Raw genomic sequence first — 21031 nt, 5'->3', positions numbered from 1 at the left:
TCGAACGAAAACGATTCATTATTTCCACCTGATAGACAGCCCGACGTAACTGCCAGAACGGTAGAATACAGTAAATATCTCCGTTTCATTGTTTATAAATCGTCCCACCAGATATTGTGGTCGTCTCTGACCCCATACCCGGAACCACCACGCATAAGATCAGGGGTACTTCCTTGGTGCGAAGCTATAGCAAAATAATCACCGGAACTTGGTTCCCTTACCCACCAAGTTGTCCCACTATCGCCACCATCGGTAGTACTTTGATCGACGGGATTGCGAATTTCTATTCTTTTTATCAATTCGTTTGCGCAATAATCATTGGGCGTCATATCGAAACCCCATCTGGTGATTTCTCCCCAGGCTTCACAGGTTGTAACACCCCAAATGGTTACTGCTAGGTTATTATCAGCGACAAATCCTACTCCATCTTCACTTACAGTCCCACTTATATGTCGTGACTCGCTATGATTATTTGGTCGCACTACTTTTGAGAGAGGCTCAAAATCGCGGTTAGGTTCGATATATGCTATATCGTATTCTGGAGCTGTATAGACCACATTACCATATCTTTGAGTTGTCGGGAAGGCAGGGTGGTATCCTCCCTCACCATCCCCATCGGGGTCATCTCCATCGCAGTTGTTTAAACAATGGTGTGCAACAGACCAACCAAATCCAAAGTCATGAAAACTTCCATTTATAAATCTGCTTCCATTTGTGCATGTTCCTCCAGCATTAATTATATTTGAACCAATTGGTGATTCTAAACCACCAGGATACTTTCTTTCTGCAGACTCCTTCCGCTGTGGAGTACATTCTGCCGTTTCATTTTCCGGACTTTGTTCTACGATATCTATCCGGATACCCCCTTCTCGTGCAGGAATTTCACCTCTTCGTTCTTCCTTAGCAGCACTCCTTTTATCGAGAATCATATCTACATGGGGATTATCTTCATTGCTGTCCACATCGTCAGGGCTCAAAGCTGCTGATATGACTCCGTCCCTGTGTTTAAATCGGCTATTTAGATCATTTTTTACATCTTTCGATTTCTGAAACATATCATACCAGTCAGCCGGCGCATTAATTTTATAATTACCTTCTGTATCAAACGAAATAACTACTTCATCGGAGTCGGACGCTTTTATATCTTCTGGCGTGAGCGCAAGTGCAGAAGTTACAGTAAAGCCAGCAGCTATTGCTTCATTTATTATTCGACGGCGTGTCCATCGCTTAGTATTTTTTTTTATTTATGTCACTTGGTGACTTCGAATCACTATTATTAGTATTCATTCCTACTACAATTAACCCCTGTCTATATAAAGTTATTCAGTACTTATACTAGCACTGTTAAAACAGAGGTGGTACTTTTCTGGTATCCATGCCCAAACCGACCGTCAGAGTGGACTTACCGACTGGATTGACCTAGGATTTGTTGAGCGAGAGAGACACCTGAGGAGATCACTGAAGTAGGTATTCAGATCCTTCTATCTAGTCTGTCACTTTCGACTACCAAACAGTAACTTGGGTGTCTAACGGAGATGCCCCGCCATTCATAATTGGGTGCAGAAAGCCGATTTACAGCCGACCAGCGATGCTATGCCGAATCACATCACCGTTGTCGAGACGCTATCCAAAGGATGACGAGTGCCGCTGGCTGTACGCCGCCGCCTATCGCGAACCGAACGGATTGTTATATTTTCGGCTGTTTCCGACATGAACACCGCAATTAACCTACTTTTTTCCGCAATCTCACAGAAAGTGCTATTCACCCCAGCGACGATCTTCATTGGTAATTCCCATCACCTAAACTGTGCTGTTGGCTCAGTCACCGGTTTCAGAGATGTCACCACGAAAATCAGAATGTCGTCGAACGTCTCTTTAGAGAAGCAAAACGACAATCCTCTTGGTTTTCAAATACGTTCAGCCACGCCAAGCCGACGACCGCCGAGGGGTGACTCCAAGCCTTCGCAATCTGGCGGGATCGTGCATAACGTAACATGGCCTCTGAGGCCACCTATTCGTTATCTTGGAGGCGTTCCGTCGTCTCGACGAGGGGATGGTGGGCGTAATCGACCTCCTCGATGTCGGCGATGGTTTCGAGGTCGCTCTTGCGGGCCGTCTCCGCCATCCCGAGTTCGACCCGCTCGTCGAGGACGATGACGTAGGCGTCCATCTCATCGATATCGATGCGGTCGGCTGCCTTCACACGATGGTGGCCGTCGGCCAACAGCAACTCGCCCGCGTTGTCGATGACGACGAGCGGCTCGGCGAGGCCGTTCTCCAGTTCGTAGGCGCGACCCTCCAGTTCGTCGGTGTACACCTTCGTCTGGGTCGGCGTCAACTCCGAGAGGTCGACCGTCCGGCGCTCTTCGGTGGCGCCGACGCCGTGGATGCTCTCCAGCGTCCGCTTGAGCTTGCCGACCTTCTCCGGCGTGGCACGCTCGATCTGGGAGCGGATGACGTCGGCATTGGAGATGATGCCGACGAGATTGCCAGCGTCGTCGACAACCGGGAGCCTCTGGATGCCCGACCGGAGGATGACGCGCGCAGCGTCCGTGATCTTCATTTCGGGATGTGCGACGATGATGTCCCGGGTCATCACCTTGAAGATCGGCTCGTGGTCGTCCGCAAGCAGGAGGTCGCGCGCACTGACGAACCCGTCGACTCGGCGCCCCTCACAGACGGGAAAGCCGCTGTGGGCGTCGCTGTCCGCGATGCGTTTGGCGACTTCGCCCACTGTGTCGTCCGGCGAGACGGTCACTACGTCGCGCGTCATGTAATCTTTCACGCGCGGCTTTTTGCCAGCGAGAGCGGCTTCGGGGTCGTCCATTGGGCGAGTGAACGGGCCGACGGCGCAAAAACCTCACTCACGCTCTTCCGTTCCGAGGAAGTCGGCGTACACGAGTGCGGCAGCGCGGTCGGGTTCGATACCCAGCGTCTCGAAGAAGCGTTCGGTGACGACCTCCGAGATGACCTCGCCGCGGTCGGCGTCTTCGGAGCCCTCGAGAAGCATTCCAACGGGAATCTGTGCGCCCGCCATGTCGGCGTGGCCGCCGGCGCTGCCGATCTGGCTGAACGCCTCTCGAAGCGCCTCACCGAGATCGAGGTCGGTACCACGCGACCGGGCGGAGACGAACACCATCTCGTCGGTGTAGCCGAACACGAGGGTCGTCGAGATAGCCTCCATCTCGAGCAGTTTGTCGGCCGCCTGTGCCAGGGCGTCGCGGTCGGAGATGCCCCCGACACACGAGGTCAGAACGTCGTCTTCGACGCGACGGCTCGAGACGGCAGCAGCGATTATCTCGAGGGTTTCGGCGGTCACGCTGGGTGATTCGATGCGCTGGAGGGCCGTCCCGTCGGCGTCTCCGACCAGATGTGCTGCTGCCTCGAAATCGGCCGTCGATACCTCACGGCTGAAGTCGTCGGTGTCAGTCTGGATGCCGTAGAGGAGCCCGGTCGAAAGGGGCGTTCCGGCGTCGAGGCCGAGCTGTCGAAGGTAGCCGGATACGAGCGTGCTCGTCGCGCCGACGTCGCTCCGGAGGTCGACGAACCGTGCCTCGACGGGCGCGCGCGGCGGGTGGTGGTCGATGACCACGTCGACGGAGAGATCTTCGGGGAGGCCATCGTTGACGCCCGGTCTGGAGTGGTCGACGAGTGCGAACCCGTCGTACGCCTCAAGGTCGTCGTCCGGAGACAGGTTCGTGAGGTCGTACTCGAGTAGATTGACGAGCGCGCGGTTCTCCTGATGGTTGATCTCACCGTAGTAGCAGGCCTCCGCGTCGGTGCCAGTCGCTTCGGCAATTCGTTGGAGACCGATAGCCGAGGCGATGGCGTCGGGGTCGGGGTTGTCGTGTGCGACCACCGCAAGCGTCCCGTCGATATCGCGCAACACGCCCTGGAGTTTGCGGGTGCGGATACCGATGGCGCCGGCTCGGTCGAGCAGCCACCCCGAGGTCTCGACGGTCGCCTCGACGGTCCGGTCAGCGTTGGCCGATATCGCACGCGCGTCGGCCTCGCTCGTGTCGGCGGGAACATAAGCCAGGACGAAGGCATCGGGGTACGCCATCCGTGCGGTTTCGGCGAGTTGGCGTACGCGCTCGGGGGATTCCGGGGCGACGACGACCGAATTGACGCCCCCGGCAACGGTTCTGATGGCCGTCGCGTTCGTCACATCGATGTGACGTGCGTCGACGCCCTCATCGCGGAGTGCGTCGGCGCGCCGCTCGTCCTCGACGAGCACGACGAGCGGCTGGGGCTTTTCCGCCAGTCGTTCGACGAGCGACAGCCCGGCCGACGCACACCCCAGCACCAACCGATTCATATCCACCTGTGAGACGCCGACCGGCTAAAGCGTGCTGGGACGGAGCCGCCAAACGAAGCGGAAAATAGTGGCCGACTACAGCAGCGCGGCGGCTGCGTCGAAGGCAGCGGTGTCGAACACTGCCAGGCCGGGCAGCAGCAGCACTGTCACGACGGCCGCCGTCACGATGGCGGCGTACAGCGCCGTCGGGTAGCTCTCGATGTCGCGTGGTTCGTCGGGCTCGTCGATCCACATCGCCTTGACGACCCGGCTATAGTAGAACAGGCTCAGGGCGCTGTTGATCGCGCCGACCAGAGCGAGCCACCAGACCCCGGCACCGACCGCGCCGGCAAAGAGGTAGTACTTCGAGAGGAAGCCGCCGCCGACGGGCAGGCCGGCAAGCGAGAACATGAAGACGGTCATCGCGACGCAGGCCAGCGGCGCCTCCTTCGCGAGGCCGTTGTAATCCTCGAACGTGCGGCCGATCCCCCAATGTTCCGCCAGGGCGATGAACAGGAACGCGCCCGTGTTCATGAAGCCGTAGACGAGCAGGTGAATCATGCCGGCGCCGAGCGCGGTCGCTTCCGCGCCCGCACCGCCGACGTTCGTCAGCGCTGCCACGCCAATGAGGACGTAGCCGGCGTGCCCGATAGAGGAGTACGCAAGCATCCGCTTGACGTTCTCCTGGGTTGCCGCTGCGAAGTTACCGACAGTCATCGTGACGATGGCGAGCACCTGGAACGCGAGCACCCAGTCGACGCTGACCTGCACCGCCTCGATGGGGAAGGCGACGACGAACACACGGAACAGGACGACGAACCCGGCGGCCTTCGAGGCCGACGAGATGAACGCCGAGACGGGGGCTGGCGCCCCCTCGTAAGTGTCCGGTGCCCAGAAGTGGAACGGCACGGAAGCCGTCTTGAACGCGAAGCCACCGAGCACCATCAGGATGCCGACGCCGAGGACGCCCGGGTAGGTGTTTGCGGCCTCGTTCATCGCGCCTGCGACATCACCGAGCAGGAGACTACCGGTCGTCGCGTAAATCAGCGAGATGCCGTATACGAGAATACTCGAAGAGAGCGCGCCGACGAGGAAGTACTTCAGCCCCGCCTCGACGGAGCCACGGTTCGTCTTCAGGTACGCCACGAGGGCATAGGACGGCAGCGACGAGAGCTCGAGGGAGACGAAGACGACGGCGAGACTGTTCGCCGACGCCATGATGGACATCCCGGTCGCCGCAAGCAGGATGAGGAGGTAGTACTCGGCTTTGTGCGGCAGCTCACGGATGTAGTCGACGGAGGCAAGCGAGACCAGCGCGGTCACGCTGCCGAAGATGAACGTGAAGATGAGGCTCATCCCGTCAACGACGAGTTGGCCACCGAACAGCTCGACGCCGGGTTCGGCGTAGCCGGAGAGTAGGAAGACGCCCGCCGTGACGAACGCGACGACCGATCCGGCCACCGAGATAGCGGCCAGAAGCGTCGCGTTCGTGTCATCGGGGTCGATGGCGTCGACCACGAACAGCGCAAGCGCCGCAAGCAGGAAGGCGCCGGTCGGTGCGAGCAACGCGATATCGGGGAGATGCTCCATCAGATATCACCTCCGAATTCGATGACATCGACTGTCGCATCCCGAATCATCTCGAAGAAGACCTCCGGGGCGGTGCCCAGCAGGATGATGAGGACGACGAGCGCAATCAGCGGCACCACGTCGTGGATGGGAGCCCGCGTAATCTCGTAATCCGTCTCCAGCCGGAACGGGCCGAACAGCGAGCGCTGCATGGCCCACAGCAGGTAGCCGGCGACGATGACGATGCCGAACATCGCAATCGCCGTGAAAAGCGGCGCGGCGGGCAGCACCGTCGACTCGAAGGCGCCGAGGAAGATGAAAAGCTCCGCGGCGAAGCCAGCCATCAGCGGCAGCCCCATGTAGGCGAAGGCGCCGGCGACGAACACACCGGCAGTGACGGGCATTCTGTCGGCCATGCCGGACATGTCACCGACCATGCGCGTGTGCGTCGCGTTGTAGATGACGCCGACCGTCATGAACAGCAGCCCCGAGATGAGGCCGTGGGCGATCATCTGGAACGTCGCACCGCCGACACCGTAGATGGTGTAGGCGATGAGCCCGAGGATGACGTACCCCATCGATGACACCGAGGAGTACGCCACGATGCGTTTGAGGTCTTGCTGGGCCAAGGCGAGCAACGCACCGTAGATAATTGAGAGGACGGCGACTGCGGCGATTGGCACCGCAAGCATAGCCGCCTGCTCGGGCAGCATCGTGAAGTTGAATCGAAGCAGTGCGTACGTTCCCATCTTCAGGAGGACGCCGGCCAGCATGACGGATGCGGGCGTCGGCGCCTCGACGTGGGCATCCGGCAGCCACGTGTGGAACGGGACGATGGGCACCTTCACGGCGAAGCCGACGAACATCGCAAGGAACGCGAGCAGGGCGAGCTGGTCGGGCCCGAGCGGCCCGAGGCCGCCGAGTTGGCCGGCCCGCAACGCCTGGGCCACCTCGGGCAGTCCCGTCGAACTGACGGATCCGCCGAGGCCGAACACCAAGCCGAGATAGCCGATGAACATCACGAGCGACGCGATGTTCGTGTACACGAAGAACTTGATCGCGGCGTACTTCCGGCGCGGGCCGCCCCAGACGCCGATGAGGAAGTACATCGGGATGAGGACGGCCTCCCAGAAGACGAACCAAAGCAGGAAGTCGAGCGCCGCGAAGACGCCGACGAGACTGGCCTCCATGAACAGCATGAGCCCGTAGAACTGGCTCTGTCGGTCGTCGATGGGCGTCCACGCGCTCAGGATGGCAAGCGTCGTCAGAACCGTCGAGAGGACGACGAGCGGCAGGGAGATGCCGTCAAGTCCCATATGGTAGTTGACGGCGTAGGGGCCGAGTTGGAGCCACTCGAAGTACGTCTCGTAGGCGATATCGCCGCCGAGCAAGGCGTTACCGCTGCCGTCGAAGGCGCTGTACATGTACGCCGAGATGACGACCGGGGCAAGCGAGACGCCGAACGCCAGTTTGTGCGCATAGCGGTCAGGGGCGACGAAGACGACTGCCGCACCGACCAGACACAGGAGGATGATGGCTTCGACGAGCATCTAGAACCACCCCCCCATCACGGCGAACGCAACGAGCAGCGCCAGCAGGCTGAGTGTGATGAGCGCCGCGTAGTTGGTCACGATACCCGTCTGAAGGCGACGCAGGCGGTCACCGGAGAAGAGGCTCACGCTCGATACCGTGTTGACGACGCCGTCGATGACGCCCTGGTCGAACGTGTCCGCGGCGCGTGCGACGCGCACGGTGAGCCCTTCGGCGAGCCAGACCTGATACTCGTCTTGATAGTAGTTGTGCATGAGCAACGTCTTGAGACCGCCGAGTTTCTCGGTGTGTCGAACCGGATCGGGCCCTCGATAGAGGAAGTACGCCGCGCCGGCGCCAGCCACTGCTAGCCCAAGACTGACGCCCGCACCGAGCAGCATCGTCATAGTTTCGCTCCCGCCGATAGTACCGGCCGTGTAGCCGGCGTATTCCTTGGTCAGTTCCTCGTAGTGGTGGGCGCTCGTCAGGAGTTCCTCGCTCGCCTCGCTATCGAGGAAGGCGTGCAGGAAGTCGACGTGCAGCCCCGTGAGTTTCTGAATCGGAACCGGGTTGAGGAAGCCGGCGACGACCGCGAGCACGCCGAGCACGGACAGCGGGAACTTGACGTTCCAGCCGACGCCGTGGGGGTCGGCGGCGGTGTCGGTTCGCGGCTCACCGTGGAAGGTCAACATGACCATCCGAATGGTGTAGAAGCCAGTCAGGAAGACGGCCGCGAGTCCCATCGCGTAGCCGCCAAGCAGGAACGGGCTCCCGCCGAGGCCGTGGACGAGCGTCTCGAACAGCACCTCGTCCTTCGACCAGAAGCCGGCGAAGGGGAAGATACCCGCGAGCGCAAGCGAGCCCGCGAGGAACGTGAGATAGGTCACGCGCATCTCGTCTTTCAGGCCACCCATGTCCCACATGTCCTCGTTGTGGTGCATCGCGATGATGACCGAGCCGGCACCGAGGAAGAGTAGCGCTTTGAACACCGCGTGGGTCGTGAGATGGAAGAACGCGGCCACGTAGCCGCCCGCACCGAGTGCGAGCATCATGTAGCCGTACTGGCTGATGGTCGAGTACGCGAGCACCTGCTTGATCTCGTCTTTGACGACGCCCATCGTCGCCGCGAACAGTGCGGTGAAGCCGCCGACGAAGGCGATGATGCCGAGCACGGTCGGCAGGAGCGCGTAGAAGCCGTACATCCGGGCGACGAGATACACACCGGCAGCGACCATCGTCGCGGCGTGAATCAGCGCGGAGACGGGCGTCGGGCCCTCCATCGCGTCGGGCAGCCACGTGTGGAACGGGAACTGCGCGGATTTGCCCATCACACCGCCCAACACGAGCAGGCCGAGAATCGCGAACCAGGTCGCCGGCTCGAAGCCGAACGTGTTGACCGCGACGCTCGCGGAGGTTTCGTGATTGAGCACAGTTTCGGCGATCGCCGGGAAGCCGCCTTCGCCGGCGAATTTGGCCGTTCCGAACGTCGTCAGCACGCCGACGACGCCGATGAGGAAGAAGTAGTCACCGAAGCGGGTGACGAGGAACGCCTTCTTCGCGGCCGACGGCGGCGACGGCTCACGGAACCAGTGGCCGATGAGCAGGTACGAACAGAGGCCAACCAGCTCGAAGAACATGAAGGCCATCAGGAGGTTATCCGAGAAGACGAACGCGAGCATGCTCGCCGAGAAGAGCCCGAGACCAGCGTAGTAGCGCGGCAGCCCCGGTTCGCCCTCGTCGTTCATGTAGCCGAGCGAGAAGACGTGCACGAGGAAGGCGATGAGCGAGACGATGGTCAACATCGCGGCCGAAAGCGGGTCGAGAAGCAGGCCGAACGTGAGGTTGAACGGCTCGCCCGCCTCGACGAACGTGTAGAGCGTTTCGTCGTACGATTCGCCAGTCAGTGCGACGGTTCCGAGCACCACCAGCGACAGTCCGAGCGAGCCGGCCGTCGCGAGAATGCCCGCGAGTGCCCCCTTCTTGGGCATCCATTTGCCTGCGAGCAACGCAACGACGAACGACACGAACGGAAGCGCGGCGATAGCCGGCGCGTATGTGAATATTCCAGCCATATTACCACTTCAGAGTCGTTGCTTCGGTCACGTCTACGCCTTCGAAGTTGCGGTACACCACGAGGATGATGCCGATACCGATGGCGACCTCGGCGGCTGCAAGTGCCATCGTGAACAGCGCGAACACCTGTCCGGTAACGTTCTGCCAGAAGAACGCGAAGGCGACGAGGTTGATGTTCGCCGCGTTCAGCATCAATTCGACGCTCATCAGGAACATCAAGGCGTTCTCCCGGGTCAGGATGCCGAACAGGCCGGTACAGAAGACGGCCGCCGACAGCACGAGGTAGTATTCGGCGGGGACTGATGCGAGTACCATCAGGGCTCCTCCTCCTCGTCCCGTTTTGCGAGCATGACGGCCCCATCGAGCGCGGCGTCAAGCACGACGGCGATGACGATGAACGACACGAGGAAGCCCTCGCTTGCGAAATCGCCCGCGTCGAGGTTGAACATCGCGTACCCGATAGACCGTGTTATCGAGCCGTCGGCGAACCCTTCGGCGGTGCCGAACCCGGACGTCAGGAACACCGCCGCGAGGAAGCCGAACAGCGCGACCGCCAGGATACCGGCGGCCTTGCTCGTTTCCGTGTGAAGCCGTGGGCGCGTCGTCATGACGCCACCTCTTCGGCGGTGCCGGCTTCCCGGCGAACCAACATGACGGCGAAGGTGATCAGGATAAGCACCCCGCCGACGTACACGAGTACCTGCATCGCTGCCAGGAACTCGGCGCGTAACATCACGTAGTGGATCGCGACGGAGAGCAGCGCCACACCCAACAGTAGCGCGGAGTGCCACACGTCCCGAACCAACACGACGCCCAGGCTCGCTCCCACCGTCACCAGAGCGAACAAGAGGAACGCCAGTGTCTCGTACGGTACTACAGCCATTGTTTACCTCTCCAGTCGGGTTCCCTTTGAAGATTTCCTTATTCAGCCACGGGGGGGAAGCGTCAATCAGCCAATAAGTATCCGTTCGCAACTCGATAAGCCGACCGCTCACGAGCGCTGAATCGGGCTGGCAGGGTACAGAAACGGAGTGACAGAAACGCCCGAGCGCCTACATCTCCAAGACGTTCCCGCAGTCCGGACAGGTGAGCGTCACGCCGCTTTCATCGACCTCGGTGACGTGGTAATCGGCGCCGCACTCCGAACAGGGTACCAACGCGCGCGTCTCGCCCATCTCGCTCGGCGCACCGAGCGCCATCGCCCGGATGCGGTCGTCGCTCTCGTTGCGCCCCTCCTGATACTCGCCGGGCGCAAACCGGATGACCTCGTTCGGGCCGACCTCGCGGGTGCCCTCCTCCATCTGGAAGGTGGCCGTGCCTTCGATGATGTAGAATATCTCCTCCTGGTTCATGTGGGTGTGCATCCCGCCGGAGAAGGATTCGCCGGGCGCCAGCTCGTAGTAGTTCATCGCCATATCGGCGAGGGTCAGCGGGTCGGAGAGGTGTTTCTGGACGTCCGCGACGCGCGGGTCGTTATCGAGCTCGTCGATGGATACTTTCTGCATGGCGCATGGGTGATGTGCGTCCCCGAGAGTAAATCTTGGTGTCGACGCGGTCGCGTGCCGGAGACGGAGAATCAGCGAAGCATCCGCCGAGGGAACGGAGTGACTGAGGCGGTTCCGTCGCGCCGAACAAAGTGAGGCGCGAGACCAAGGCCCGACCGCTAGGGAGGGCCGCCGTGTCTTTTTCATGAAAGTTTTTGCCGGCGCGCGCAGCGCGTCGTGCAAAAAGTTTCTATTGGTAATCCAGTTCGCCTTCGCCTTCGCCGATCCACGCGCCACGGTCGGGTTCGCGGGAGGAAAGCGGGTCGATGTCCTTGAACCACGGGACGTTCTTCAGCTGCTCTTTGTTGTACGCGAGGTCGTCCTTCGTGTCCCCGGTGAACTCGAAGTTCTGCGTGAGCAGGATGGCGTCGACGGGGCAGACCTCCTCACAGAGCCGGCAGTAAATACACTGGCCGATGTGGAGGTTGTACTCCTCGCCGTTGCGTTGTTCGTCCGTGATGATCTGGATGGTGTCGTTCGGACAGACGTTCTCACACTGGCGACACCAGATACAGCGCTCCTGTGAGAACTTGTGGACGCCGCGGAACCGAGGCGAGACGTCGGGCGTCTCCTCGGGATACTGGACGGTGAACTTCTCGCCGTCCAAGGCGTGTTTCATCGTCGTTGCCATCGATTTGAGCATTCCAATCATGATTAGACGATCACCCCCACGATGACTGCGGTGAGGACGAGGTTCGCGAGCGAGAGCACGAGCATGCCCTTCCAGCCGATCTCGATGAGCTGGTCGATACGCAGCCGCGGCAGCGCCGAGCGAGCCCACTGTGTGAACAGGAAGATCGCCCATATCTTGACGATGAACCACGCGATGCCCGGCAGGACGGGGCCTGCGGGGCCGCCGAGGAACAGCGTCGTGATGATGGCGCCACCGAGGAAGATGTGGATGAACTCACCGAGGTAGATGAGCACGAAGTAGACGCTCGAGTATTCGGTCTGGTAGCCGGCGACGATCTCGGTCGGGGCCTCCGGGATGTCGAAGGGGTTCCGACCGACCTCCATCAGGTTCGCGACCATGAACAGCACGAACGCGAAGGGATTGACGAAGGCGTACCACGCCGGAATGGAGACGCCGCCGAGCGTGACGAGCGTCTCCGCCTGTGCGGCGACGATTTCGCTCATCTGCAGCGATCCGGCGAACAGGACGACCGAGGCGGCGATGAGGACGAGCGGAATCTCGTAGGCGAGGTTCTGTGCGACCGCACGCAGGCCGCCGAGCATCGAGAACTTGTTGTTCGATGCGTAGCCGGCCATCACCAGCGCGATGGACGCGATGGACGCCACGGCGAAGACGTACACCAGCCCGATTTCGGGGTCGGCGAGGTGGATGCCGCTTCCCATCGGGATAACGGCGAAGCCGAGCAGCGCGGAGCCGGCGAGGACGACGGGCGCGATATCCCAGGCCGGCCGGTCGACGCCTTCGGGAACGATGAGCTCTTTTGACAACAGGCGAACGGCGTCAGCGACGATAATCAGGAGGCCAGCGGGGCCGATCCGGTTGACCGCATAGCGGTCGGTGAACGCCGCCGTAATCTTTCGTTTCGCCCACGGGCCGGCGATAGCCGTCATCGTCAGCATGAGCGTGCCGACGAGTGCAGCGCCGATGATGGAGACCAGAATTTCTTGGCCGGTCGACATTTCGGTGCCGAACCCGAGGAGACGGCCGATGGTATCGGGCAGCGGCGTCTGGGCCGGCACCAGTGTCATCTGTCCACCTCCCCGAGGACGATGTCGAGGCTCCCGAGCGACGCGATGAGGTCGGGGATGTACTCACCCTGCGTCATCTCACGTAGCGTGTGCAGGTTACAGAAACACGGGCTGCGGATCTTGAATCGGGCCGGCTTGTCGGTGCCGTCCGAGCGCATGTAGATGCCGAGCTCGCCCTTTGCAGCCTCGACACCGCGGTAGATTTCGGTATCGGGGTCGGGCTTGAGCGTTCGCGGCACGTTGGCCTGGATGTCGCGTTCGTCTTCGGGCCACTCCTCCAGCAGGTCGACACACTGCTGGATGATCTTCGCGGACTCCTCGACCTCGCGCAGGCGGACGAGCACGCGACTGTAGTTGTCACAGCCGTCCTCGGTGACGACGTCCCAATCGAGTTCCTCGTAGTAGCCGTACGGATCGTCACGACGCAGGTCGATGTCGACGCCGGAGCCGCGAGCGACGGGGCCGGTGGCACCGTACTGCTTTGCGACCTCCGGTGGCAGTTCGCCCGTGCCGACACAGCGAACCTGGAAGATCTCGTTCGAGGTGACCAGATTGTGGTATTCCTCGATCTTCTCCGGCAGCCCGTCGAGGAAGTCACGGGTCTTCTCGAAGAACTCCTTGCGGGGTTCGGGGATGTCCCAGGCGACTCCGCCGAGGCGGAGGTAGTTGAACATCAGCCGCTGGCCGGTGAGGTCTTCGAGGATGTCCTGGACGACCTCGCGGTCACGGAAGGCGTACTGGAACGTCGCGGTGAAGTCACCGAAGACGTCCAGACAGAACGTCCCGAGCGCGAGCATGTGGGAGGCGATTCGGCACAGCTCTGCGGACATCGTCCGGATGACCTGTGCGTAGTCGGGCACCTCGATATCCGCCATGTCCTCAGCGGCGCGCGCGTAGGCCCACTCGTTGAGGATACCGGCCGAGACGTAGTCCCAGCGGTCGGGGTACGGCATGATCTGGTGCCGGTAGGTCGACTGCTGGCACATCTGTTCCTCACAGCGGTGGAGGTAGCCGATGTCGGGCTCGACATCGACGATCTGCTCGCCATCGAGCACTGTTTCGATGTGAAGCACGCCGTGGGTGGCGGGGTGGTGCGGGCCGATGTTGATGAACATCGTGTCGGACTCGGCACCGCCGCTCTGGTCGGGTTCCAGCGGATTGGCGTGTTCGCGGAAGGGGACGACTTGTGGCTTCTCGGGGTTGTAATCCTTCCCGAGCGGGTGTCCCTGCCACGTCTCGGGCAACAGGATTCGGCGCAGATCGGGGTGGCCCTCGTAATCGATACCGACGAGGTCGTAGGCCTCACGCTCGTGCCAGTCGGCCGTCCGGTAGACGGGTTCGGCCGTCTGGGACACCGGCTCGTCGCGAGCCGTCGGCACGACGACACCGACCTCCTGGGTCGGGTCGTCGTACTTCTTGAGGTGGTAGATGGACTCGTAGCGGTCGTCGTACTCCTGGGCGGTGACACAGGAGAGGTAATCGAAGCCCGCCTCCTCGCGGAGCGCCGACAGTGCCTCCTGTACTTCGTCGGGGCGAACGACGAAGGCGGGAGCGTTGACGTGCTCCTCGCGGCCGATGACCGTCTCGCCGAGCAGAGCCTCAAGTTCGGCGTAGTCGACGTCACCCTCCGCCGTTTCGCCGATGTCGGTGGGCTGGGGTTCTTCCAGACTCATGCGAGACACCTCCGGTGTCGAGCAAGAGTAGATGAGTCACAGCCCGCGCAGCCGTCAGGCGAGCAGGAATGTCTTAGCGTGCTCATGGCGAGTTAGCCCAGTTGTACCGCATGATGAGGTCTTCCTCGTCGATTTCGTCTGCGAGATGCTGTACGAGTTCGTCCTGTTCGAGGTCGCCGAACTGCTCGAGATCGTACGGTTTGACCGTCACCGGCGACGTTTCGCCGTTGGCGATACGCTCCTGCAGTTTGGCGATGCCGTAGATGAGCGCCTCGGGGCGGGGCGGGCAGCCGGGGACGTGGATGTCGACCGGGATGACCTCCTCTGCGCCCTTGATGACGTTGTACCCCTCCTGGAACGGGCCGCCGGAGATGGTACAGGAACCCATCGCGACGACGAACTTGGGTTCCGGCATCTGGTCGTACACGCGCTTCATCCGTGGGGCGAACTTCGAGACGATGGTACCGGGGACGATGATGACGTCCGCCTGTCGCGGGGAGGCCCGCGGGACACCTGCGCCGAAGCGGTCGAGGTCGTGCTTGATGGCATAGGTGTGCATCATCTCGATGCTGCAGCAGGCGATTCCGAATTGCAGCATGAACATCGACGAGCCCCGAACCCAGTTCATGAACTTGTCGAACTTCGTGAGGATGAACGGCGAGGAGCCGAACGCCTCACGCAGTTTGGAGTTGAACCGGCTGTCGACGCCTTCGCCCATCCGGGCTTCCTGCGTCGAGACTGTGTCGTGGATTTCCTGGTCGCTACTCATAATTCACTCTTGATTTCCGCACGCTCGCTTTTGACCCAGCGAACGGCACCGTTGCGCCACGCCCATCCGAGCCCAATAATGAGGATGGCGAGGAAGACAAGCATCGGGCCCAGTACTGAATTCAGACCGAACTCGGCCACTGCGTCGTTGTAGATCAGCGCCCATGGGAAGATGAGCACCGTCTCGATGTCGAAGACGACGAACAGCAGCGCGATCATGTAGTACTGGATGTTGAACCGGATGCGCGTCGTGCCCGTCGGCACCTCACCGGACTCGTAGATGGCGCGTTTACCTTGCTCGGGAACGCTGGGCCGGAGGAGACTCGAAATCGCGATCATCGAAAGTGGAATCGCGACCCCCACCAGCGCCAGCGCACCGACAGCGATCCATGGATTGCTCATCGCGTCTGTATCGTATGACGGTTAGGAGCAACCCTACATAAGAGTTGATTCATCAACCGGCCCCACCGGGTTTGTGCGGGGGTGGGCCGAACCGGCGTTCAGTCCCGTTTCGCCCGGAACGTCTCCGTGCCCTCGCCGTGCAGGCGTTTCGACACGGCACCGACGCCGTCCTGCAGCTCATCGTGGTAGTCCTCGAGCCGCCCCACCAGTTCCGGGTGCGCTCGCGCGAGTACCTGAACGGCCGACAGCGCCGCGTTGAACGATTTGCCCGCGTCGACGGCGACGATGGGCGCGCCGGTCGGCATCCCGATGACCGAATCGACCGACTTCTCCTGTACCGGCACGCCGATGACCGGTATCGGATAGGCGATGGAGGCCGTCATGTTCGGCAGGTCAGCGGATTTCCCGCCCGCGCCGGCGATGATGACGTCGAGGCCACGCTCGCTCGCCGTCTCGCCGTAGACGTACATCAGCTCGGGTGTCCGATGGGCCGAGACGACGAACGTCTCGAACGTGAACTCCGTTTCCGGCGGGTCGTCGTAATCCGTGACCTCCTCGAAGCCGAGTTCGGTCAGCGCCTCGTAGGCGCCGTACATCGTATCGAGGTCGGAATCCGAGCCCATGATGATGCCCACGTCGGGCGTGTCTTCGGGGTCACGGTTCGTCTCGGCTTCCGCCTCCAGCAGGTCGATGACGTCCTGAACGTCCTGGGAGCGAGTCATGGACGTGTCCGCGTCCGGGTACCGCTTTGGCGTTGCGGTCGCGAATCATGGCTACTCGAAGGTCAGCGCATCACGGAGCGTTCGAGCCTCCCCGAGCAGTTCGACGGCGTCCGTCGCGTTCTCATCGATGAGCGTGATGTGGCCCATTTTCCGCAGCGGCCGCACCTCGCGTTTGCCGTACCAGTGCAGCGATGCACCGGGGGTTTCGAGCACCGTATCGGTACCCGACAGTTCGGCGGGCTCGGGCTCCTCGACATCATCGAGGATGTTCGTCGTCACGCTCGGGGCGCGCCGTGATGCATCCCCGAGCGGCCACCCGAGCACTGCGCGAACGTGTTGCTCGAACTGCGAGGTCGTCGCGCCCTCGATAGTCCAGTGCCCGGAGTTGTGCGGCCGGGGTGCGATTTCGTTGACCAGAATCTCCCCCTCGGCCGCTCGCGGTTCGTCACCGCTCGCGCCATCCGAGGCGCTCTGCGCCTCGCGCGTTTCAAAGAGTTCGATGCCGTAGACGCCGCGCCCCTCGAGGATGTCGAGCACTTCGAAGGCAACCTCTCGTGCGCGCGACCGGACGGCGGAGTCGGCACGTGCGGGACAGACTGTCTCCCGAAGAATCTCCGCTTCGTGTACCGTCTCGGTGACGGGGTAGGCGCGAACCTCGTCGGCACCTTTTACGCCCATGACCGCCAGTTCGCGCTCGAAATCGACGAGTTCCTCGGCAAGCGCGGAGCCACCGACGGCATCGAGTGCGTCAGCCGCATCCTCGGGGCTATCGACGGGGAGGTTTCCGCGGCCGTCGTAGCCACCCTCACGGGCTTTGAGCATCAGCGGCCAGCCGAGTTCCTCACCGGCTGCCTTGAGGTCGGCTTCGTCGTCGACCTGTCGGAACTCCGGAACGGGAATGCCGGCGTCGGCGAGCGCGCGGTTCTGGACGAGTTTGTCCTGAATCGTCCGCAGCGTGTCGGGATCGGGATGGACGGGCGTACCCGTTTCCTCGCTGACCCGCTCCATCTCGTCGGGGTCGGCGAGTTCGATTTCGAAGGTGAGCACGTCGGCCCGGTCTGCGAGGTCACGGATGGCCTCGTAATCGTCGAAATCGCCGACGATCTGGTCGCGGACGAGCGGTGCCGCGGGGCAGTCGGGCGTCGGGTCGGAGACGACGATTTCGACGCCGAGCGGGCCGGCAGCCTCACCCATCATACGACCGAGTTGGCCACCGCCGACGACGCCCAGTGTCGCGGCTGGCGTAGTGTGTTGCATGGGTGTGCGTCGGTCGTCACCGTTGGAGAACCTTGCTATTCCGCGCCATCACTCCAACTGCGATTCGTCCACGTAGAAGACGAACGGGGTGTCGGAACTCCGCATCAGGAAGACGCGCCGGTCGTAGCGGTCGGGAATGCGCTCGTCGACGGCGGCGCTCTCGCTACTGTGGGCGATGACTACCGGCGGATCGTCGGCGAGCTGCTCGTCGAGCGTCGCGTTATCGGGCGCGCAGTCGACGTCCATGTCGCTGGCCTCGAAATACCACGGTAATGGCAAGGCGTTGAACCAGTTCGAACAGACCGGCCGCCGTTCCAGTTCCTCACCCCCGGTCGGACTGTGGAAGTGCTCGCCGTAGAGGACGGCGTCGGTACCCTCGTTCTGGTCGGCAAGCGTCCGCATGTCAGCGAGCGTCGCTTCGACATCACCGGACGGCTGGGCGTACTGGACAAGCGGGTTCGAGTCGCTCTTCGGGTCGGCAAAGCTCGTCGCATAGCCCGTCCACGCGACCGACCCAACGAGGACGATCGCGATGACGACGACCAGAGCGACGCTGACCAAGTCCTCGTCGCGTTCGGCATCACGACCCCACCGATAGAGGAGACCGAACGCGAAGGCGGCCGGAATCGTCAGCGGGAGGACGATGTGGACGGCGAGCCAGCCGGCACCGCCGATATCGGCGACGAACGGGTAGCCGACGACGGAGGCGGCCCCCCAGTAGAAGCTAAAGGAGACGAGGTCGTCGGGCAGTTCGGAACTGTACAGCGTTGCGAGGAAGCCAACGACGGCGAGGACGATGACCGCGGTCGAGGCCTCAGCAGTAAGCAACGATAGTTCACCGAGGAACTCCAGATAGGGGTTCGGGTCGTCCGCTCGCGGGGTGATCCACTGACAGCCGTAGAGTTCTGCGGTCGAGCCGAGCGTGAAACTGACCAGGCGTGGAAGCTGTAGAGGGTTCGCAAGCGCCTCGCTGAGCGTCGGCGCCGCGGCGACGTCGAAGTACCCCTCGTATCCGGTACAGGAGCGGTAATAGATCCCCTGAGACGGCAGTTTCCCGCGTGGGGCGTACGCGTAGATGAACACCAAGAGGAACAGCGCGATGCTGCCGGCGATAGAACGGGCCTGTCTGATGACGCCGCCCAGTGCCCACGCGAGGTAATCTTGGGCCACGTTCAGCGGTTCCCGGTCGGTGAGGCGAGCGAAAAGCAGGCGGTGATGTAGCAGGAGCACCGCCGCGCCAGCGAACGCCATGAGGTACGCAAGCGGGTTCTCCTTGGCGGCGAACGCGAGCGCGAGCGCCGCGGTCGCACCGTAGAGATATCGGCCGTCGTCGAAGTCGATGGCACGGACAAAGCAGGCAAAGGCGACGAAACAGAACGCGGCCGTGATGATATCGTTGCGCATGAACCGCGAGTAGTAAAGCAGGACGGGGTCAAGCGCGAGGAAGAAAGCGAGCGCGACGACGGTCTCATCGCGGAGGCGGTGCCGGAACATGAGCGCGGTCAACGGCAGTGCGGCACCGACGAGGGCAGGGAACAGTCGCATCACGAAGTCGGTCTTGCCGAACAGTTCGAACAGCGGGGCGTTGACCAGATGCAACAGCGGCCCGTGGATGATGGGTCGGTAGAACAGCACGCCCGTTTCGCTGTACTCGACGATCCAGTAGGCGACGCGGGCCTCGTCCCAGTGGGCGACACGACTGCCGAGGAAGGCAACGCGGAGGGCGACGGCGAGGAGGGTCAACGCGAGCACCGCCTGCACCGTCCGGTCGCGGCGAACGTTCATCGACGGAATACTGACACGGGGGGATTAGAACCCTTCTGGTTCTTACCGTGAGTTGTGGTAGCATACAACAAGATACAAGCGGGTGGCTATCGAAGCGTAACGAGACTATGTCCAGCCAGCAACCGACGTTCGAAACGCGGGATAGACGCCGCCTCTACGAGTTCATCGATTCGCGCGCGGAGGTCACCCACGACGAACTCGTCGACGCCGACCTGTTGACCGACCCCGACCGCTACCGACAGCTTGTCGCCGTGATGAAACGCGACGGCCTGCTGGAGGAAGACGACGGCGTCCTCCGAACAGCCCTCGACGCCGGCATCGAAGAGGTACACCGCATCGACGGCACCGAGGTGACGATTCGGCCGGCGCGACAGGAGGACATCTCCGGCATCATCGGCGTGATGAAACAGGTCGCAAGCGAGAAACGCTACATCGTCGCGGAGAACGTCGCCCAGGAGTTAGCCGCCGACAGCGCACTCGTTCGCAACGACCTCGAGAACCGCCGATTCTTCGTCGCCACCGTCGATGACGAAGTCGTCAGCTGGTGTGGCGTCGAACAGCCAGCCCTCGAAAAGCTCGAACACAACGCCGAACTCACGCTCGGTGTCCTGGAAGAGTACCGTGGCAACGACATCGGGAGCCACCTCATGGCTCGGGCGCTCTCGTGGGCGCGCGAGGACGGGTTTCATAAGGTGTACAACAGCATCCCAGCGACGAACGCAAGCGGCATCGAGTTCCTCGAAGAGCACGGCTGGGACACCGAAGCCATTCGCCGCGACCACTACCGCATCGATGGCGAATTCGTCGATGAGGTGATGATGGCGACGGAACTGGAGTGACCGTAGAGTGCGGCTGCGGAACTCACAAGTGTGGGCGTAGTTCGGCAGTTCTTTTACCGGGCACAGAGACGCACTGTGTATGGTAGCGCTCGGACTGGTGGTCGCGCAGTTCAACAAAGAGCGGCCGATTACCCACGAGATGGAGGCGCGCGGTCGGGAGGCGGCCGCCGAGGCCGGCGCCGACATCGTCGACACCATCGAGGTGCCAGGCTCCTACGATACGCCGCTCGCCGCCGACCGACTCGCGCGGCGCGACGATATCGACGCCGTCGCCGTCATCGGCGCCATCATCACCGGCGACACTGACCACGACCGAGTCATCGCGGACGCGGCCGCCCAGGGACTGACCGACGTTTCCCTGAAGCGTGACACGCCAGTCACGCTCGGCATCACGGGCCCGGGAATGAGCGGGGCCGAAGCCGAAGAGCGGATCGACCACGGCGCGAGTGCCGTCCGGAGCGCTATTGACATCGCAGAGGAACTATGACAATGGATTTCGCAGACCGCGTCGAACGGGTCGAACCCAGTGCGACGCTCGCTATTAGCAATCTCGCATCGCAACTCGAAGCCGATGGGGTCGACGTCGTCGACCTCTCCGTCGGTGAACCGGATTTCCCGACGCCGGAGAACGTCGTCGAGGCCGGCAAGGCCGCCCTCGATGCCGGCCACACCACCTACACGCCGTCGAACGGGATTCCGGAACTGAAAGAGGCAATCGTCAAAAAGCTCGACGCCGACGGGCTCGACTACACGACCGACGAACTCATCGTCACGCCCGGGGCAAAGCAGGCCCTCTACGAGACGTTCCAGGCACTCATCGACGAAGGTGCCAGCGGGCACCCAGGCGACG

21 protein-coding genes are annotated in these 21031 nt (G+C 62.1%); 3 read left to right on the top strand and 18 right to left on the bottom strand.

The annotated features are described in order from the left end of the window. Positions 1–92: 92 nt before the first annotated feature. From ACI8UR_RS06770 to ACI8UR_RS06685, 18 genes are all read right to left on the bottom strand, one after another. On the bottom strand, positions 93–962 hold the full coding sequence (locus ACI8UR_RS06770) for a hypothetical protein (protein WP_415087701.1): 870 nt from the start codon (positions 960–962) through the stop codon (positions 93–95). A gap of 1049 nt (positions 963–2011) precedes the next feature. Further along, positions 2012–2827 (bottom strand): CBS pair associated ParBc domain-containing protein, encoded by an 816-nt coding sequence (locus tag ACI8UR_RS06765; protein ID WP_411716022.1) that lies wholly within the window; start codon positions 2825–2827, stop codon positions 2012–2014. Between the two features lie 33 nt (positions 2828–2860). Then, positions 2861–4318, bottom strand: coding sequence for a DHH family phosphoesterase (locus ACI8UR_RS06760; protein ID WP_411716023.1), 1458 nt, complete (start codon positions 4316–4318; stop codon positions 2861–2863). 75 nt (positions 4319–4393) lie between these two features. Then, on the bottom strand, positions 4394–5887 hold the full coding sequence (locus ACI8UR_RS06755; protein ID WP_411716024.1) for an NADH-quinone oxidoreductase subunit N: 1494 nt from the start codon (positions 5885–5887) through the stop codon (positions 4394–4396). Continuing rightward, entirely contained in the window at positions 5887–7416 is a 1530-nt protein-coding gene (locus tag ACI8UR_RS06750; protein WP_415087700.1) for a complex I subunit 4 family protein, read from the bottom strand. Before ACI8UR_RS06750 ends, ACI8UR_RS06755 begins: the two co-directional genes overlap by 1 nt. Next, positions 7417–9468, bottom strand: a complete 2052-nt coding sequence (gene nuoL, locus ACI8UR_RS06745) for an NADH-quinone oxidoreductase subunit L (protein ID WP_415087699.1) — start codon at positions 9466–9468, stop codon at positions 7417–7419. Position 9469: 1 nt separating this feature from the next. After that, positions 9470–9784, bottom strand: coding sequence for an NADH-quinone oxidoreductase subunit NuoK (gene nuoK / locus ACI8UR_RS06740; RefSeq protein WP_411716387.1), 315 nt, complete (start codon positions 9782–9784; stop codon positions 9470–9472). Next, positions 9784–10077: a proton-conducting membrane transporter gene (locus ACI8UR_RS06735; RefSeq protein ID WP_411716388.1), complete on the bottom strand. Its 294-nt coding sequence runs from the start codon at positions 10075–10077 to the stop codon at positions 9784–9786. Before ACI8UR_RS06735 ends, nuoK begins: the two co-directional genes overlap by 1 nt. Beyond that, complete coding sequence (locus tag ACI8UR_RS06730; protein WP_411716389.1) at positions 10074–10352, bottom strand: NADH-quinone oxidoreductase subunit J; 279 nt, start codon at positions 10350–10352, stop codon at positions 10074–10076. The genes ACI8UR_RS06735 and ACI8UR_RS06730 overlap by 4 nt, the downstream gene beginning before the upstream one ends. A 169-nt stretch (positions 10353–10521) precedes the next feature. Continuing rightward, complete coding sequence (locus ACI8UR_RS06725) at positions 10522–10974, bottom strand: cupin domain-containing protein (protein ID WP_411716390.1); 453 nt, start codon at positions 10972–10974, stop codon at positions 10522–10524. A gap of 229 nt (positions 10975–11203) precedes the next feature. After that, on the bottom strand, positions 11204–11665 hold the full coding sequence (locus ACI8UR_RS06720; RefSeq protein WP_415087698.1) for a NuoI/complex I 23 kDa subunit family protein: 462 nt from the start codon (positions 11663–11665) through the stop codon (positions 11204–11206). Between the two features lie 2 nt (positions 11666–11667). Next, positions 11668–12735: a complex I subunit 1/NuoH family protein gene (locus tag ACI8UR_RS06715; protein WP_411715482.1), complete on the bottom strand. Its 1068-nt coding sequence runs from the start codon at positions 12733–12735 to the stop codon at positions 11668–11670. Next, a complete protein-coding gene (locus tag ACI8UR_RS06710) occupies positions 12732–14408 on the bottom strand; it encodes an NADH-quinone oxidoreductase subunit D (RefSeq protein ID WP_411715481.1) in 1677 nt (558 codons plus the stop codon). Before ACI8UR_RS06710 ends, ACI8UR_RS06715 begins: the two co-directional genes overlap by 4 nt. A gap of 82 nt (positions 14409–14490) precedes the next feature. Then, complete coding sequence (locus ACI8UR_RS06705; RefSeq protein WP_411715480.1) at positions 14491–15177, bottom strand: NADH-quinone oxidoreductase subunit B; 687 nt, start codon at positions 15175–15177, stop codon at positions 14491–14493. Then, positions 15174–15578, bottom strand: a complete 405-nt coding sequence (locus tag ACI8UR_RS06700; RefSeq protein ID WP_411715479.1) for an NADH-quinone oxidoreductase subunit A — start codon at positions 15576–15578, stop codon at positions 15174–15176. The genes ACI8UR_RS06705 and ACI8UR_RS06700 overlap by 4 nt, the downstream gene beginning before the upstream one ends. Positions 15579–15676: 98 nt before the next feature. Further along, positions 15677–16300 (bottom strand): 5-(carboxyamino)imidazole ribonucleotide mutase, encoded by a 624-nt coding sequence (purE, locus tag ACI8UR_RS06695; RefSeq protein WP_411715478.1) that lies wholly within the window; start codon positions 16298–16300, stop codon positions 15677–15679. Positions 16301–16351: 51 nt separating this feature from the next. After that, positions 16352–17557: a 5-(carboxyamino)imidazole ribonucleotide synthase gene (locus ACI8UR_RS06690; RefSeq protein WP_411715477.1), complete on the bottom strand. Its 1206-nt coding sequence runs from the start codon at positions 17555–17557 to the stop codon at positions 16352–16354. Positions 17558–17605: 48 nt separating this feature from the next. Next, a complete protein-coding gene (locus ACI8UR_RS06685; protein WP_411715476.1) occupies positions 17606–19342 on the bottom strand; it encodes a flippase activity-associated protein Agl23 in 1737 nt (578 codons plus the stop codon). Positions 19343–19449: 107 nt separating this feature from the next. On the opposite strand from ACI8UR_RS06685, the gene ACI8UR_RS06680 reads away from it, so the two are divergent. The 3 genes from ACI8UR_RS06680 to ACI8UR_RS06670 form a co-directional block, all read left to right on the top strand. Next, positions 19450–20181 carry an N-acetyltransferase family protein gene (locus tag ACI8UR_RS06680; protein ID WP_411715475.1) on the top strand — a complete coding sequence of 244 codons (732 nt, stop codon included), beginning with the start codon at positions 19450–19452 and terminating at the stop codon, positions 20179–20181. Positions 20182–20260: 79 nt separating this feature from the next. Then, positions 20261–20668, top strand: coding sequence for a 6,7-dimethyl-8-ribityllumazine synthase (ribH, locus tag ACI8UR_RS06675; protein ID WP_411715474.1), 408 nt, complete (start codon positions 20261–20263; stop codon positions 20666–20668). Further along, the coding region (locus tag ACI8UR_RS06670; RefSeq protein ID WP_415087697.1) for an aminotransferase class I/II-fold pyridoxal phosphate-dependent enzyme at positions 20665–21031 on the top strand (367 nt) is incomplete at its 3' end. The genes ribH and ACI8UR_RS06670, both read left to right, overlap by 4 nt.

The sequence above is a fragment of the Natronomonas sp. genome, assembly GCF_047616845.1.
Lineage (GTDB): Archaea > Halobacteriota > Halobacteria > Halobacteriales > Haloarculaceae > Natronomonas.
The sequence above is the reverse complement of the archived record's forward strand: the minus strand, read 5'-3'. Positions and strand labels throughout refer to the sequence as shown.

What these genes read in the sequence shown, in the direction of transcription:
- ACI8UR_RS06765 (WP_411716022.1), bottom strand. Translation starts at nt 2,827, where the DNA reads ATGGACGACCCCGAAGCCGCTCTCGCTGGCAAAAAGCCGCGCGTGAAA.
- ACI8UR_RS06760 (WP_411716023.1), bottom strand. Translation starts at nt 4,318, where the DNA reads ATGAATCGGTTGGTGCTGGGGTGTGCGTCGGCCGGGCTGTCGCTCGTC.
- ACI8UR_RS06755 (WP_411716024.1), bottom strand. Translation starts at nt 5,887, where the DNA reads ATGGAGCATCTCCCCGATATCGCGTTGCTCGCACCGACCGGCGCCTTC.
- ACI8UR_RS06750 (WP_415087700.1), bottom strand. Translation starts at nt 7,416, where the DNA reads ATGCTCGTCGAAGCCATCATCCTCCTGTGTCTGGTCGGTGCGGCAGTC.
- nuoL (WP_415087699.1), bottom strand. Translation starts at nt 9,468, where the DNA reads ATGGCTGGAATATTCACATACGCGCCGGCTATCGCCGCGCTTCCGTTC.
- nuoK (WP_411716387.1), bottom strand. Translation starts at nt 9,784, where the DNA reads ATGGTACTCGCATCAGTCCCCGCCGAATACTACCTCGTGCTGTCGGCG.
- ACI8UR_RS06735 (WP_411716388.1), bottom strand. Translation starts at nt 10,077, where the DNA reads ATGACGACGCGCCCACGGCTTCACACGGAAACGAGCAAGGCCGCCGGT.
- ACI8UR_RS06730 (WP_411716389.1), bottom strand. Translation starts at nt 10,352, where the DNA reads ATGGCTGTAGTACCGTACGAGACACTGGCGTTCCTCTTGTTCGCTCTG.
- ACI8UR_RS06725 (WP_411716390.1), bottom strand. Translation starts at nt 10,974, where the DNA reads ATGCAGAAAGTATCCATCGACGAGCTCGATAACGACCCGCGCGTCGCG.
- ACI8UR_RS06720 (WP_415087698.1), bottom strand. Translation starts at nt 11,665, where the DNA reads ATGATTGGAATGCTCAAATCGATGGCAACGACGATGAAACACGCCTTG.
- ACI8UR_RS06715 (WP_411715482.1), bottom strand. Translation starts at nt 12,735, where the DNA reads ATGACACTGGTGCCGGCCCAGACGCCGCTGCCCGATACCATCGGCCGT.
- ACI8UR_RS06710 (WP_411715481.1), bottom strand. Translation starts at nt 14,408, where the DNA reads ATGAGTCTGGAAGAACCCCAGCCCACCGACATCGGCGAAACGGCGGAG.
- ACI8UR_RS06705 (WP_411715480.1), bottom strand. Translation starts at nt 15,177, where the DNA reads ATGAGTAGCGACCAGGAAATCCACGACACAGTCTCGACGCAGGAAGCC.
- ACI8UR_RS06700 (WP_411715479.1), bottom strand. Translation starts at nt 15,578, where the DNA reads ATGAGCAATCCATGGATCGCTGTCGGTGCGCTGGCGCTGGTGGGGGTC.
- purE (WP_411715478.1), bottom strand. Translation starts at nt 16,300, where the DNA reads ATGACTCGCTCCCAGGACGTTCAGGACGTCATCGACCTGCTGGAGGCG.
- ACI8UR_RS06690 (WP_411715477.1), bottom strand. Translation starts at nt 17,557, where the DNA reads ATGCAACACACTACGCCAGCCGCGACACTGGGCGTCGTCGGCGGTGGC.
- ACI8UR_RS06685 (WP_411715476.1), bottom strand. Translation starts at nt 19,342, where the DNA reads ATGAACGTTCGCCGCGACCGGACGGTGCAGGCGGTGCTCGCGTTGACC.
- ACI8UR_RS06680 (WP_411715475.1), top strand. Translation starts at nt 19,450, where the DNA reads ATGTCCAGCCAGCAACCGACGTTCGAAACGCGGGATAGACGCCGCCTC.
- ribH (WP_411715474.1), top strand. Translation starts at nt 20,261, where the DNA reads ATGGTAGCGCTCGGACTGGTGGTCGCGCAGTTCAACAAAGAGCGGCCG.